This is a genomic window from Streptomyces sp. NPDC040589 (assembly GCF_055594445.1).
This window is the reverse complement of record NZ_JBVIWP010000004.1, coordinates 267,723-282,610: the sequence shown is the minus strand read 5'-3', so window position 1 is coordinate 282,610 and position 14,888 is coordinate 267,723. Positions and strand designations below refer to the sequence as shown.

General features: G+C 73.1%; 8 protein-coding genes and 1 pseudogene. 1 reads left to right on the top strand and 8 read right to left on the bottom strand.

Features of this window, described 5'->3' with window-relative positions; genetic code table 11:
• The first annotated feature begins 124 nt into the window (after positions 1-124).
• Positions 125-3,034 carry an ATP-binding protein gene (locus tag ACZ58V_RS19185; protein WP_471290976.1) on the top strand — a complete coding sequence of 970 codons (2,910 nt, stop codon included), beginning with the start codon at positions 125-127 and terminating at the stop codon, positions 3,032-3,034.
• An 18-nt stretch (positions 3,035-3,052) separates the two neighbouring features.
• Here the strand turns inward: ACZ58V_RS19185 and ACZ58V_RS19180 are convergent, their stop codons facing one another.
• From ACZ58V_RS19180 to ACZ58V_RS19145, 8 genes and pseudogenes are all read right to left on the bottom strand, one after another.
• A complete protein-coding gene (locus ACZ58V_RS19180; protein WP_468189557.1) occupies positions 3,053-4,534 on the bottom strand; it encodes an MFS transporter in 1,482 nt (493 codons plus the stop codon).
• 153 nt (positions 4,535-4,687) lie between these two features.
• Positions 4,688-4,771: pseudogene (locus ACZ58V_RS19175) on the bottom strand (ABC transporter ATP-binding protein); the annotation flags it as partial.
• Positions 4,772-5,371: 600 nt separating this feature from the next.
• Positions 5,372-8,050 carry a family 78 glycoside hydrolase catalytic domain gene (locus ACZ58V_RS19170; protein ID WP_471290974.1) on the bottom strand — a complete coding sequence of 893 codons (2,679 nt, stop codon included), beginning with the start codon at positions 8,048-8,050 and terminating at the stop codon, positions 5,372-5,374.
• A 93-nt stretch (positions 8,051-8,143) separates the two neighbouring features.
• Complete coding sequence (locus tag ACZ58V_RS19165) at positions 8,144-9,544, bottom strand: cytochrome P450 (protein WP_468188763.1); 1,401 nt, start codon at positions 9,542-9,544, stop codon at positions 8,144-8,146.
• Positions 9,545-9,708: 164 nt separating this feature from the next.
• Positions 9,709-10,815, bottom strand: coding sequence for an NAD(P)/FAD-dependent oxidoreductase (locus ACZ58V_RS19160; RefSeq protein WP_468188760.1), 1,107 nt, complete (start codon positions 10,813-10,815; stop codon positions 9,709-9,711).
• 167 nt (positions 10,816-10,982) lie between these two features.
• Complete coding sequence (locus ACZ58V_RS19155; protein ID WP_468188758.1) at positions 10,983-12,146, bottom strand: substrate-binding domain-containing protein; 1,164 nt, start codon at positions 12,144-12,146, stop codon at positions 10,983-10,985.
• A gap of 44 nt (positions 12,147-12,190) precedes the next feature.
• Positions 12,191-13,264 carry an ABC transporter permease gene (locus ACZ58V_RS19150; RefSeq protein WP_468188755.1) on the bottom strand — a complete coding sequence of 358 codons (1,074 nt, stop codon included), beginning with the start codon at positions 13,262-13,264 and terminating at the stop codon, positions 12,191-12,193.
• Positions 13,261-14,811, bottom strand: a complete 1,551-nt coding sequence (locus ACZ58V_RS19145) for a sugar ABC transporter ATP-binding protein (RefSeq protein ID WP_471290971.1) — start codon at positions 14,809-14,811, stop codon at positions 13,261-13,263. Before ACZ58V_RS19145 ends, ACZ58V_RS19150 begins: the two co-directional genes overlap by 4 nt.
• Between the last annotated feature and the right edge of the window lie 77 nt (positions 14,812-14,888).

Below are 14,888 nucleotides of genomic sequence, written 5' to 3'. Positions count from 1 at the left end.
AAGCGCTCCTGCGGGAAATTCACTCACCCTGTCTACCTCCTGTTACGCCCGGGCCAAACGACCTGTTTCTGGGCGTACGCTCGCCCAGTCCGGCGGGGAGCAACGACAGGAAGCGGTAGACCACATGACCCATGGGCTGCGGCAACCGATCACCGAACACCGGCCTCTGCTCGAACGCGACGAGGAACTCCGGGCCATCGACCGCGCGCTGGCGGGGCTCCGGCACGCCGTCGACGGCGTGCCCCGGGTACCGCGCGGCGGGCTGCTCGCCTTCACGGGTGAGGCCGGGCTGGGCAAGACGACCCTGATCGCGGCGGTGCGCGCCCGCGCCGCCGCACAGGGCTTCACGGTGTTCTCGGGCAAGGGCGGCGAGAACGAGCAGGGGCTGGCGTTCCGCGTCGTCCGCCAGGTCATGCAGCCCGTCCTGGCTGGCATGAGCGGGACGGAGCGCCGGGATTTCCTGGGCAGTTGGTACGACATCGTCGGCGCCGCGCTCGGTCTCGAGGCGACGGACCCCGCCCGGATGCCGGACCCGACCGGAGTGCGCGACGGCCTCGACTGGGTCATGACGCGCCTGACGATGCTGAAGGCTCCAGTGGTTCTGCTCCTGGACGACCTGCACTGGGCCGACACCGAATCCCTCGAATGGCTCGCCTCCTTCGCGCCCCGGGTCGCGGACCTCCCGCTCCTGGTCGTCGTCGGCTACCGGCCGCACGAACTCCCGCCCGACGCGACCTCCTTCCGCACGCTCGTCGAACGCCACGAGCAGCGCCCGCACGTCCTGTCTCCGCTCGGCGAGGCCGGCGTGGCGCGGATCATCAGGGAGGAAGTGGGCGAGGAAGCCGAGGACGAGTTCTGCGGCGCGTGCTGGGCGGTCACCAACGGAAGCCCCTTCGAGGCCGTCGAACTGGCCATCAGGCTCCGCGAGCGGCGGCTGCGGGGAACCCAGGACGATGTGCCCGTCATGCGGGACCTCGCCGCTGCGGTCAAGGGGCCCGGCCTGATCGAGCGTCTCAAGCGGCTCGGCCCGCGCACGCTCCGTTTCGCGTGGGCCGGCGCCGTCCTGGGCGGGCCCTTCTCACCGGAGGCCGCCGCCGACCTCGCGGTGATCGGCAGCTCGGAGGCCGTCGAAGCGACCGAGAAGCTGCGCGCCTGCCGCGTCCTCACCGATGCCTACGAGCCCGCGGGCGCCCTGGAGTTCGTCCATCCGCTGATCGCCACGACGATCTACCACGACATCCCCCCGAGCCTGCGCGTCGGCATGCACGACGCGGCCGCCAACGCCGCCCGGACGGTCGAGTCCGACCCCACCGCCGCCGCCCGTCACCTGCTGGAGGTGCCCTGCGACGGCCGGCCCGAGACGGTCGCGTGCCTGCGCGCCGCCGCGCGTGAGCATCTCCGCGCCGGAGCCCCGGAAGCCGCCCGGCGCGTACTGACCCGGGCGCTGCGCGAACCGCCCCCTGCCGAGGAACGCGCCGCCCTCCTCCACGAACTGGCCTCCTCGACCTTCCTGATCGAGCCCACGGCCACGGTGAACCACCTCCGGGAGGCGCTGAAGGAACCCGGAATCGATCCCGACCTGCGCGCCTCCATGGTCTACCTGCTGACCCAGGCGCTGGCCCACACCGACCGGCTGACCGAGGCCGCGACCGTGGCCGCCGACGAGGCGCGGCGCGCCACCAACCCGCGCGTCAGGCTGCGCATGCAGGCGGATCACTTCGTGTGGAGCGCCTTTCGCGCCGACGAGTCCGACTCCTCCGCCCGCTCGCGCCGGCTGGCGAAGCTGGCCGGGAAGCTGACCGGCCGGGGCCTGGAGGAGCGCTACATCCTCGGTCTGCGGGCGTGGGACGCCCTCGTGCGCGGCGAGCCGCGGCGGAGCGCCCTCGGGTTCGCCGAGGAGGCGCTGAGCGGCGGGATGAGCTGGACCGACGAGAACCGCGGCTTCGAGGTACCCGCCGCGGTCGCCCTGCTGTTCATGTACTGCGACCAGCCCCGGCGCGCCGAAGAACTCTTCGCCGACGGTATGGCCGAGTGCGAGCACCGCGGGTGGCGTGGCTCCCATCTGGCGCAGGGCCAGACGCTGCTGGGCTACATCCGCTACCGCCGAGGCTGCCTGCCCGAGGCCGAGGAACTCGTCCGGGCCGGGCTCCACACCGCCGAGCGCGTCGAAGGCGCGGTGCCCGCACAGTGGTTCGCCATCGGCATTCTCATCCAGATCCTGCTGGCCCGCGGGCGGACCACCGACGCGCGCCGGCTCGCCGACACCTACCACTACGGCGACGTGGTCCCCAACGCCGTCATCTTCCCCGATCCCCGCACGGTGTACGCCGATCTGCTCCTGGCGGAGGGGCGACTCTCCGAGGCGGCACGCCTGTTGACCAGGGTCGGGGACTGGCTGGAGTCACGGGACTGGCACAACCCCTCGTGGTGCCCCTGGCAGCTGGGACTGGCCTCGGCACTCGCCCGCACCGCTCCCGACCAGGCGGTGCTGCACGCCCAGGACGCCGCCAAGCGAGCCCGGGACTTCGGTGCGGCGTCGGCGATCGGCCAGGCGCTGCGTGTCCAGGCGGAGGTGACGGGTGGGCAGGCGGCGCTCGATCTGCACACGCAGGCCGTCGATCATCTGGAGCGGTCGCCCGCGGCGTACGAACTGGCCCGCGCCCTGGTGGGCCATGGCGCCGCGCTGGTCCGCAGCGGCCGGCTGCACGACGCCGCCGACCGGCTGTACCAGGGGCTGGAGGGAGCGGTGCACTGCGGCGCCGAGGGCCTGGCCGACCGGGCCAGGCGGGAACTCTCCGCAGCGGGTCTGCGCCCGCTGCCCCTGCGCTACACGCAGACGGACATGCTGACGGGCCCGGAACGCCGGGCCGCCGAGAAGACGGCCCAGGGCCACCCGGCGCCGGTGGTCGCGAAGGACCTGCGGATCACCGAGCAGGGCGTACGGCAGTTGCTGTCCTCCGTGTACCGCAAGCTCGGCACGGACACGGCGGGCCTCGCCGACGCCCTGGAGAGCTGCGCCCGGCCGGGGCGGTAGCGGGCCGCGGGGCGGGCCTCACATCGGGCCGGGGCCCGTCCCGCCCTTGAGGCGTTCCAGGTCGGAGGGGCGGACCTGGATGACGACGAGGGCGATCAGCGCGGCGACGGCGGTGAAGATCGCCGCCATGATGAAGGCGGCCGAGACACCGGCGGTGAGGATCTCGTCGGACCAGGGTTTCGGCACCTGCCCGGTCTGCTCGAACCGCAGGCGCTCGCTGGGGGTCGCCTGCCGGAGGAAGTCCGGGATCTGTTTCTCCGCCTCGTTGGTGCTGGCCGTGCCGTACATCGTGACCAGGATGGACAGGCCGAGCGAGCCGCCGACCTGCTGGGTGGCGTTGAGGAGTCCGGACGCCGCGCCGGTCTCCGGCGTGGCCACGTTGGACAGCGCCATGAGGGTCAGCGACACGAACTCCATGCCCATGCCCAGGCTGAAGACGAGCATCGGGCCGAGGACACTGCCCGCGTAGGTGGAGTCCACATCGGTCAGGGTGAGCCAGGCGAGGCCCGCGGCGGCCAGGATCGCGCCCACCACCATGAACGGTTTGGGCCCGTAGACGGGCAGGAAGCGCGACGCCAGTCCTGCGCCGACGGCGATGACCGCGCTGACCGGCAGGAAGGCCAGTCCGGCCGCGAGCGGGCTGAAGCCCAGCACGTTCTGCACGAAGAGCGTCAGGAAGAAGAACATGCCGAAGATCGCGGCGGCGAGGCACAGCATGATGCCGTAGGTGCCCGCGCGGTTGCGGTCGGCGAACATGTGCAGGGGCGTGATGGGCTGTCTGGAGCGCCGCTCGATCAGGATGAAGGCCGCCAGGACGACGACCGCCCCGACGAACGAGGCCACCGTGAGCGGATCCCGCCAGCCGTCCTGCGCGGCTCTGATGAACCCGTAGACGAGCAGCACCATGCCCGCGGTGGAGGTGAGCGCGCCGGCGATGTCGAAGCGCCCGGGGTGGCGCTCGGACTCCCTGATGTAACGGGGCGTGGCGAGCACGATGAGCAGGCCGATGGGCACGTTGACGAACAGCACCCACCGCCAGTTCAGCCACTCCACGAGCATGCCGCCGGCGAGCAGGCCGATCGCGCCGCCGCCGGCCGAGACCGCGGCGAATACGCCGAAGGCGCGGTTGCGTTCGGGCCCTTCGCGGAAGGTGGTGCTGATCAGGGCGAGGGACGTCGGGGAGGCGATGGCGCCGCCGACGCCCTGGAGGGCGCGTGCGCCGAGGAGTTGGCCGGAGTTCTGGGCGAACCCGCCGAGCAGGGAGGCGAGCACGAAGAGCAGCACGCCGAAGATGAAGACGCGCCGCCGGCCCAGGATGTCGCCGGCCCGGCCGCCGAGCAGCAGCAGGCCGCCGAAGGTGAGGGTGTAGGCGTTGACCACCCACGACAGGCTGGTGGTGGAGAAGTCGAGCGAACTCTGGATGTGCGGGAGCGCGATGTTCACGATGGTGATGTCGAGGACCACCATCAGCTGGCAGGAGGCGATGACGAACAGCGCCATCGCGTTTCCGCCACCACCGGATTCCCTGGTGGTGGTCGCCTGTGGTGAAGCCGGCTGCGGGCTGCTGCCTGCGGTGTCCACCGTTCGACGGTACGCCCGCCTCCCTGACGTCACCACTCGGGCCGGGTCCCAGCCGTCGCCGGGGACGGCCGCGAGCAGCAGCCGGGTGTACGGGTGGGCCGGATCGGTGAGTACCTGCCGGGTCGGGCCCTGCTCGACGATCCGGCCCTGGCGCATCACCGGCACGTCGTCGGTGATGTGCTGCACCACCGCCAGGTCGTGCCCGACGAAGACGGGCGCGACCCCGGTGTCCCGGCGGATCTCGTCGAGCGGCCGCAGGATCTGGGCCTGGACCGACACGTCCAGGGCGGCCACGGCCTCGTCCAGGACCAGCACCCACGGGCCCGGGGCGAGCGTCCGGGCGAGCGCACCGAGTCCGCTTCCATGTTCGCGAACGACTGGTCGTAGAGCACCTCGCCGCGTGCGTTGAGGGCGAGCACGTCGAGCAGCGAGACCCCCGGCGCCCTCGGCGGTGCCGCGCATCTCCTCCAGCAGGTGCGGGGCGTAGGAGGCGACCGGCTCCTGCCCGTGGGCGGCGCGGGCGGTGACCTGCTCCCAGGTCAGGCCGACGGAGTGGCCGAAGGCCTCCTCGTAGTGGGCGAGCGCGGTGTGCGGCCGGTCGCGGACGGCCTCGCCGTACTGGCGGCCGCGCTCGGCCGGGCTGCCGGAGATCCGGCGAGCGCCCCGGCTCGACGAGAGGGAGGGACGGGGACGCAGGGGGTGCCACAGCGGTCGAGGCCCGGGCCGCCGCGCTCAGCTCCTGAGACGCGCGCTCCGTCAGCCCGTCACCGGATCCGCCTCCGGTGCGGAGAAGGGGTGGCGGAGCGGCAGCGGCGGCCACGCCGGCATCGTGCAGCCCTCCACCGTGAAGGTGTGGCTTCCCGACCCGACCTCGAACGGCGGCTTGCCGCCGGGGAGTTCTACCCGGGCGGTGGTGTTGGGCGGGACGACCGCCGTGACCGTGACGGTGCCGCCCTGCCGCTCCCACCCGGCCTCGGCGCGCCCGTACGGCGTGAGGTGCGCGGCATGCGCGCGGGTCAGCGTGCCGCCGGGCACCGGTGCGATGCGCAGCCGCTTCCAGCCGGGCCCGGCCTGCCCGAGCCCGGCGACGGTGCGGTGCAGCCAGTCGGCGACCGCGCCGAGCGCGTAGTGGTTGAAGGAGGTCATCTCGCCAGGGTTGACGGTGCCGTCGGGCAGCAGCGAGTCCCAGCGCTCCCAGACCGTGGTGGCGCCCATGGTCACCGGGTACAGCCAGGACGGGCAGCCGGTCTCCAGCAGCATCCGGTAGGCGATCTCGGGCGCGCCCGCCTCGGTGAGCGCGTCGCAGATCAGCGGGGTGCCGGCGAACCCGGTCGCGATCCGGAACCCGGCCCGGCGGACGATCTCCACCAGGCGCCGGCCGGCCCGCTCGCGCTGCCGTGCGGTGGGCAGCAGCGCGAACCGCAGGGCCAGCGCGTACGCGGTCTGCGCGTCCGAGGCCAGCAGGCCGCCCGGAGTGACGAACTCGTCGGCGAAGGCGGCCCGCACCCGTCCGGCGAGCCGCGTGTACCGCTCGGCGTGCTCCGGCTTACCCAGCAGGGCCGCCACTTCGGCCATGATCTCGGCCGTGCGGGCCGCGTAGGCGTTGGCCACCAGGTCGCCGTCGGTCCGGGCGTCTCCCGGCCGGTCCGGCGGGGCGCCCGGGTCCAGCCAGTCGCCGAGCTGGAACTCGGCGCGCCACAGGCCACCGCCCTCCGTCGCATACCGCTCCAGTTCGTCGGCCCAGGCGGACATCGACTCCCACTGGGTGCGCAACAGGCCCTCGTCGCCGAAGGCCCGGTACAGCGCCCAGGGGACGAGGACCGCGCTGTCGGCCCAGATCGCGTTCGCCGCGCCCGGGAAGCCGTCGGGCAGGGCGTCGGGCACGACCAGCGGCGGGATCGCGCAGTCGGGGCGGGCGAGTTGCTCGGCGGCGAGGTCGCGCAGCCAGGAGCCGAGCATTCCGGAGCAGTCGTACAGGAAGGCGGCCGTGGGGGCGAAGACGGCGATGTCGCCGGTCCAGCCCAGGCGTTCGTCGCGCTGCGGGCAGTCGGTCGGCAGATCCAGGAAGTTGCCGCGCATACCCCACACGATGTTCGCGTGCAGTTGCTCGACCAGGGGGTCGGAGCACGCGAACCAGCCGGTGCGTTCCATGTCGGTGTGCAGGACGACGGCTTCGATGTCGTCGGGGTCCAACTCGCCAGGCCAGTCGTCCACTTGGGCGTACCGGAAGCCGTGGAAGGTGAAGAGCGGCTCGTACGTCTCGCCCTCGGGGGCGCCCTTGAGGGTGTAGCGGTCGGTGGCCTCGGCGTGCCTCAGGGGGCGCAGGGCGAGTTCGCCGTGTTCCAGGACCTCGGCGTGGCGCAGGGTGACCGTCCGCCCCGCCTCGCCCCGCACCCTGAGCCGCAGACGGCCGACCAGGTTCTGGCCGAAGTCCAGCACGGTGTGTCCGGCCGGGGTGGTCAGGACCCTCGCGGGCCTCAGTGTCCGCGTACGGCGTACGGGCGGGCCGGTCGGCGCCACCAAGTCGCCCCGGGGCATGCCCAGTTCGACGACGGGCACCCAGCCGTCGCCGGCCTCGCCGGGCGCGGACCAGCCGGGGCGCTCCAGGCGGGCGTCGTACTCCTCGCCGTCGTACAGCTCGGACCGCAGCGCCGGGCCGGTCGCGGCCTGCCAGTGCCCGTCGGTGGCGACGGTCTCGCGGCTCCCGTCGGTGTAGCGGATCTCCAGCTGGGCGAGCAGGGCGGGCCGGTCGCCGTAGACGGCGCGCCGGCCGCCGTGGAAGCCGAGCCGGCCGCTGTACCAGCCCTCGCCGAGCTGTGCGCCGAGCACGTTCGCGCCCTCGCGCAGCTGCTCCGTCACGTCGTAGACGGAGTAGCGCAGCCGGTGATGGTACGAGGACCAGCCCGGGGTGAGGACGTCCGCGCCGACCGGGCGGCCGTTGAGCTCCGGCCGGCAGACGCCGAGGGCGGTGACGTACAGGCGGGCCGAGGCGACCGGTGCGCGCAGCCGGAAGGAGCGGCGCAGCAGGACCACGGGCTGTGGCCGTCCCGGGTCGACGCCCAGGTCCGGGTGCGGGGCGATCGGGCGGGCCGTCCAGTCCGCCGCGTCCAGCAGTCCGGTCTCCGCGTACGCGACCGGCGACCAGGCGGAGACCCGGTCCTCGGCGTCCCGAACGCGCACCCGTGCCCCGACCCGCGTGCGCGACGCCAGGTCCGGCCCGGGCCACGGCACCAGCACCGACGCGTCCGAGGCGACACGACCGTCCGTCCCGCCGATACGGGTGCCGGCGTCGTCGAGCAGCTCGATCTCGTACGCCGACTGGCGCCAGCCGGGTGCGTCGGTCTCGGTGCGCCAGCTCAGCCGGGGCCGGGGCTCGCCGATGCCGAGCGGCTCCCGGTGGTGTTCGAAGACGGGGGCGGTGACCTCGGCCTGCATGGGGAAGCTCCTCACTCCGCGTTCTGCTCGTGAGTTCGTCGACCCGGCGATACGAGGCGGGCTTCGAGGCCGGTCGCCGGACCGGCCTCGCGGTCAGCGGCCGCCGCGGATCAGGCCGGTCAGATAGCGCCACAGCGACGAGCGCTGCCGGGCGGACGGGTCCGGCAGGACCTCTTCCGCCACCCCCGGCGCGGGGTCGTCCGCCGCCGGCCGCACGGGCGCCGAGGCGAGTTCGTACCGCACGGGCAGCGAGCGCAGGCCCCGCATGAACGGGGAAGAGCGCCAGGGCAGTTGGTCGGCGGGCAGCGCGAGGTCGAGGTGGTCGAACCGCTCGAACAGGCGCCCTACACCGGCCGCGGCGACCGTCGAGGCGAGCTCCCGGGCCGGACACTGCCGCGGACCGGCTCCCCAGGACAGATGCGCCCGGGTGCTGATGGTGGTGCCGGAGGCGACGTGGTCGGCGAAGAGCGGGTCGGCGTGCGCGGCGGCCGAGGAGACCCACACCGGGTCGCCCGCGCGGATCGTGTACTTGCCGAGCGGGGTGTCCTCGGCCGCGAAGCGCGGGACGAAGTTCACCAGGGGCGGCTTGCGCATGACCACCCGGTTCATGGTCTCCCTGACCATTCCGGCGGACAGGCTGGCGCGCACGCTGCTCTCCCCCGAGAGGACCTCGACGACGGTGTTGGAGATGAGGATGCCGACGTGGTCGGAGGTCATGCCCAGCAGCATGAACAGCTCGCGGGCGAGCTGGTCGAGCGAGAGGTCCGGGTGCGCGGCCAGCAGGTACGAGGGGAAGTCGTCGCCCGGCTTCTGCAGCTTCCCCGCGGCCAGTTCCGCCAGGGTCGCGAGCAGGCGCTCGAGCGCGGCCTCGGCGTCCGGGCCCGCGTCGAGCACGCGCCACATGTCCATCAGCGCGTCGTCGCCCTGCGAGCCGGGGAAGCCGAGCAGATGGCTCGCCACCATCAGCGGAAGCGGCCGGGAGAACTGCGCGGACAGGTCCGCCACGCCGGTCCTGCCGCCCTGTCCCACCAGGGTGATCAGCTCGTCGGCGTAGGCGGTGACGGCGGACTTCAGGCGCTTGGCCTGCGGGTGGCGCGGGTCCTGGAACGGCTTGAGGGCCACGTCCCACGCGGACCGCAGCGGCCGGTAGCCGGGGCCGCCCTGGATCAGGATGTGGTTGACCTCCAGGGACGGGCCGAGCGGCCAGTCGGCCGGCACCCTGCCCTCGGAGCGGGCCCGCCAGTTCTCCAGCCCCTTCGGGAAGCCGTCGTTGTCCTGGAGCACCTGGAGCGCCTCGCGGTAGCCGAGGACCAGCCAGGCGGGTACCCCCAGCAGATCGACCGGCGCGACCGGGCCGTGCTCGTGCCGCAGCCGCTCGTAGACGAGCGAGGGACGTGTCTCGTAGTCCCGGGTCAGCAGCGGTTCGGGACTCAGGGACTCCAGCCGCGTGTCGTCCAGGTCCACGGATCCGCCGTTACCCCACTGGGATTCCATCGTCTTGCCACCCCTCCGACACGCCCCGTACCGGCACACCATCAGCCGGTAGCCGGAAACGGTGGGGACCCTACCCCAGTACGAACTCGTGGGTAACGACGGGGGTGGGGTGACGGGGTGGAGTGACGGGGTGGAGTGACGGGGGCGGCGGGGCGGGCCGTGGATCAGGCGGCCGTGTAGCCGAGTTGACGGCGCATGTAGGGCGTCATGAGCGTCTTCGCCTTGGCCAGGGTGGTGGTGCGGCTGCCGAGGACGGCGGACTCGCCGCCGGGTACGGGCAGCACGGTCAGTCCGTCGGCCGGGCCGAACGGCACGATGAGGGGGGTGCGCTGGATCGGCCGGTAGAAGCGCGGTTCCTTGCGATGCTTGCCGGAACTCTGCAGGTAGGCGCGGATGTTGTGGGCGGCGATGTCCGCCTGGGCGAGGGCGGCGGGGGTGATCTTGAGTTCGCTGACGTCGTTCACGTCGCCGACGGCGAACACGTCGAGCTTCCCCTCGACGCGCAGTGTCCGGTCGACCTTGACGTGTCCGTCCCTGTTGAGCCAGTCGCCGTGTCCGGCCAGGCGGAGCCAGAGGGTGTTGGGGGTGGTTCCGGTCGCCCAGAAGGACAGGTCGGCATCGATGATGTCGCCGCGGGCGTCGCGGTAGGTGCCGAAGTCGTTTCCGGGGGACATGAAGGCGTCGAGCCGTACCTCGACATCGTGGGACTCCAGCCAGGCCAGTGCCTTGCGTCCCGGCCGGGTGCTGCCCGTGGAGTCGAGCAGCGCCGGCCCGGAGTGGGCGAGCGTGACCCGGGCGTCGGGGCGGGCGAGGCGGATCTCGGCGCTGAGTTCGACACCCCCGGGGCCGCCGCCGACGACGAGGACGTGTTCGGCCGTGGCGACGTTGCGCTGGTGTTCGGCGAAGGACTTGGCCGCCTCCTCGGTGGTGGTGCCCGAGAAGCGGGCCGGCTCGGGGTAGTCGGCGCCGGTGGCGATCACGACCACGTCGTAGGGCAGCCGCTCGCCGGTGGCGAGAACGACCTGCCGCTCGGCGGTGTCGATGCGGACACACTTGCCCGCGACCACCCGGCCGTTGCCGAGCAGCCGGTCGTACGGGATGAAGGGGGTGTGGGTCCACTCGGGGCGGATGCCTGCACGCAGGGAGGCGACGCGGTGGAAGAAGACCTCTTTGCGGTCCACGAGCGTGACCCGGGCGAGACCGTCCAGCCGCTTCGCCAGCCGGACACCGGCGTAGCCCCCGCCGATCACCACTACGTCGCCGTCGTACACACCGAGTCTCCTGTGCCTGGTGGGGGGGCGAGTGCCGCCGCGGACGGGCCCCGCTCGGATCGACCCCCGGCGGCCACTCGACTGACGGTGAGACTAGCCCTTGAAAGTTAAAGGGATTCCGAGGTTCCGTGCATGTTCCGTGAAGGGATCGGCACCCTGACCGGCCGTCACTTCCCCCAGATCTTCCGGTACGCCTCCTGATAGCCCGACGGGTCCCAGGTCGAGGCGCCCTCGCTGTTGCCGGCGGTGGCGATGTGGATGGGGGCCGTGTACCCGCTGGCCGGGCGGTCCGCGAAGGCGCGGTTGAACTCGTCGACGATCTGCCAGCCCTGGAGGGTGAGCGGCTCGGGCACGGTGGCGGCCTGGTACTGCTCGCTGTTGATGCGCTGGAAGGCGGACGGGTCGCCGTCGCCGGCGCCGATGTTGAAGGGCGGTCCCGAGCCCTTCTCGCCGGCCGCGCGGAAGGCGGGGGCGGCGTCGGCGAAGTACAGGTCGTTGATGGCGACGGAGTGGGTCCAGCGGTCCTGGAACCGGGAGAGCAGGGAGGAGATCTCCCGCGGGGTGCGGCTGCTCGCGTCGGGGATCGGGATGTTCTCGACCGAGAGCAGCCGCACGCCGGAGCAGGCGGCGAGTTCCTTCCGGATCAGGTCGGACTTGTTCCTGGCGAAGGGGATCGAGGCGTCGGTGATGACCACGACCCCGGCTCGGCCGTCCGAGTCGGAGATGATCCACTGCGCGCTGATGCGGGCCACGTCCTGGACCCGGGTGGTGACGTTGGTGAAGAGGTCGGGCCGGCGGCTGGGGCCGGGCTCGGGGACCGCGTGCCAGCCGATGAGCGGGATGCCCTGGGCGTTGGCCCGCGCGGCCTGCTGTGCCGTGGAGTCGGGGTCGAACCCGCCGATGACTATGCCCGCGGGCCTCAGGGCCACGGCCTCGCTCATGGCCGCCTGGATACCGGCCGGGGTGCCTCCGCCGTCGATCACCCGGACGTCCCATCCGATGACCCGCGCGGCTTCCCGCACGCCCTTCGCGGCGCCCGCGACGCCGGGATTGGTCATGGTCTGGGCGACGTAGACGATCGTCTTGCCGGACACCGCCGCGGGGCCGTCGGTGGGCCCGCCCCAGGGGATGTCGGTCCGCTCGGCGCGGGTGACGGCGGCCTGGGCCCTGGCGTTCACGGCGGGGCAGCCGCTCGGGCCCGTCGCGGTCTCGTCCGCGCCGTCCGACGAACCGCGTTCGCAGCCGACGAGGGCGGCCGCCGTCGCCAGCAGGGCGCAGGAGGCGAGCCGCGCGGTGCGGGCCGCGGGGGCGGGCTTGTGGTTGCGGTGCACGGAAGCTCCTGTGAGGGGATCGACGCGGCGGGACGTGCCGGGGGTCAGGGGGGTGTGCCCGCCGTTCCGGTCCCGGGCGTCGGGGAGGACGGCGGCGGGGGCGGCGCAGCGGGCGAGTCGCGGGCCGCGGCCCCGCCGCGCAGCCTGCGCCGGGCGGCGTATCCGGCCAGGCCCACGGCGATGAGCAGGGTGCCGCCGTGGAACAGCGGGACCGTCCAGAAGTCGGCCCCGAGCTGGGCGATGCCGGTGAGCCCGACGGCGAGGACGGCGACGGCGACGACGGTGCCGAGGGCGTTGGGCCGGCCCGGCTTGATCGCCGTGGAGCCGAGGAGGGCGCCGACGAAGGCGGGCAGCAGATAGTCGAGGCCGACGCTCGGGTTGCCGATCTGCTGCTGGGACGCGAGCAGCACACCGGCGAAGCCGACGATCAGCCCCGAGGCTGCGAACGCGTAGACGGTGTACTTGCGGGTCGGGATGCCGACCAGGTCGGCCGCCCGCGGGTTCGACCCGACGACGTACAGGTACCGGCCGAGCGGCAGCCGTTCCAGCACCAGCCAGAGGACCCCCGCGAGGGCGAGCACGTAGAAGGCCGGCACCGGGAGGCCGAGGAACGTGGAGTCGTAGAGGTCGGTGAACGCGGGCGGGAGGCCCTGCGGACCCGGGACGATCCGGCTGCCGTCGGTGATCCAGCCGGTCACGGCGTACAGCATGCTGCCGGTTCCCAGGGTGGCGATGAAGGAGTCGATACGGCCGAACTCGACGATGACGCCGTTGAGGACGCCCACGACCAGGCCTCCGGCGATCACCGTGAGGCAGGCGAGCGGCCAGGGCCAGGACTCGTTGACGATGAGCTGCAGCACCATCACGTGGGCCAGGCCGAGGCCGTAGCCGATGGACAGGTCGAACGCGCCGGTGACGATGGGGACCATGGCGGCGAGCGCGAGGACGGCGGGGATCGACTGGTTGGACAGGATCGAGTCGACGGTGTCCAGCGTGGGGAAGGTGTCCGGCAGGGCGAGGGAGAAGACCAGGTAGAGCACGGCGGTGAGGGCGAGCAGGCCGTAGGCGCCGATGTGGTGCCCGCCCGGTCTGCGCGGTCGGGTTCGGGGGCTCTTCATGGGTTCGTCGTGGTGGTGGACGGGGGCATGGCCGAGGCTGCCCGGGTGAGCCCGGCGACGGTGAGCGCCCTGCCGCTGAGTTCGGCCGTCACCGCCCCGCGGACGAAGACCAGGGTGCGCCGGCACACGCTCGCGACCTCCTCGAAGTCGGTGGACAGCAGCAGGACCGCCAGGCCTGCCTCCAGGGCCTCGTCGAGCAGGCGGTGGATGGCGGCCTTGGCGCCGATGTCCACGCTCGCGGTCGGCTCCTCGAGGATCAGCAGCCGCAGGTCCGTGCGCAGCCAGCGGCCGATCACCACCTTCTGCTGGTTGCCGCCGGAGAGGGTGGCGACGGGGGTCTCGCTGTCGCGGGGGCGCACCGAGAACCGTTCGATCAGAGCGGCGGCCGTGGCGCGTTCGCGCCGGGGGCCGATCCAGCGCGGCGCCGGCACGCCGCCCGCGCGCGGGTTGGCCAGGAGGTTCTCCCGCACGGTCAACTCGGCGAGGCAGCTCTCCCGCAGCCGGTCCCCCGGCACGAACCCCACACCGAGACCGACGGCCTCGGCGACCGTACGGGGGCGATACGACCGCCCGTACAGCACGGCCCGCCCGTCCAGGATCGGCCGGGCGCCGGCGAGGGCCCGGCCGAGGTCCATGTGCCCGGCGTCGGAGAGCCCAACCAGCCCGAGCACCTCCCCGCCCGCGAGTTCCAGACTGACGGGTCCGGCCAGGGGGGTGCGTACGGAGTCGAGGGTCAGGACGGGAGGTGTGCCTGCCGCCGGGGGCGGGGCCGGAGGTCCTCCGGCGGGGCGGGTGGCGAGGGGTTTCTCCTCGCCGACGATGTCCTGGACCAGGCGGGCGGGGCCGTGGTCCGTCAGGCTGCCGTGGCTGACGAGGTGGCCGTCGCGCAGGACGGCGAAGGTGTCGGCGACCTGGTAGACCTCGTCCAGGCGGTGGCTGACGTAGAGGACGGCGTGGCCGCGGTCGCGCAGGTCGTGCAGGACGTGGAAGAGCCGGGCGCTGTCCGTGGCGGGCAGGCGGGCGGTGGGCTCGTCGAGGACGATGAGCTTCGCGCGGGCCGCCAGGGCCCTGGCGATGGCGACCAGCGAGCGGTCGGCCGGTGCGAGCCCGGAGACCGGGGCGTCGGGGTCGAGGTGGGCGGCGACGACGCGCAGGGCGTCGACGCAGCGCGCACGGGTGCGGCGCCAGGAGATCAGCCCGGTCCGGCGCCCGTACCCGGTGGTCAGGGCGATGTTCTCGGCAACCGTCATCCACTCCACGAGACCGAGGTCCTGGTGGATGAAGGACATGTCGCGGGAGGCGGTGGGACTGCCGAGGGGCTGCCCGTCCACCGTGATCTGCCCCGCGTCGGCGTGATGGACTCCGGCGAGCACCTTGATGAGCGTGGACTTTCCGGCCCCGTTGGGACCGAGGAAGGCGAGCACACTGCCCGCGTACACATCGAGGTCGACCCCGGCCAGCGCGACGGTCCCGCCGAACCGCTTGCTGAGCCCGCGGATACGGACCAAGGGCTCCGGGCCGAAGGGCGAAGCCGCCTTCGCCGGCATGTCGGGAGCGTCGCGCACTCGATCAAATTACAGCATTTCGGGCATTTCACGGGGTGCTGGGGCTCCAACGGGGCTCT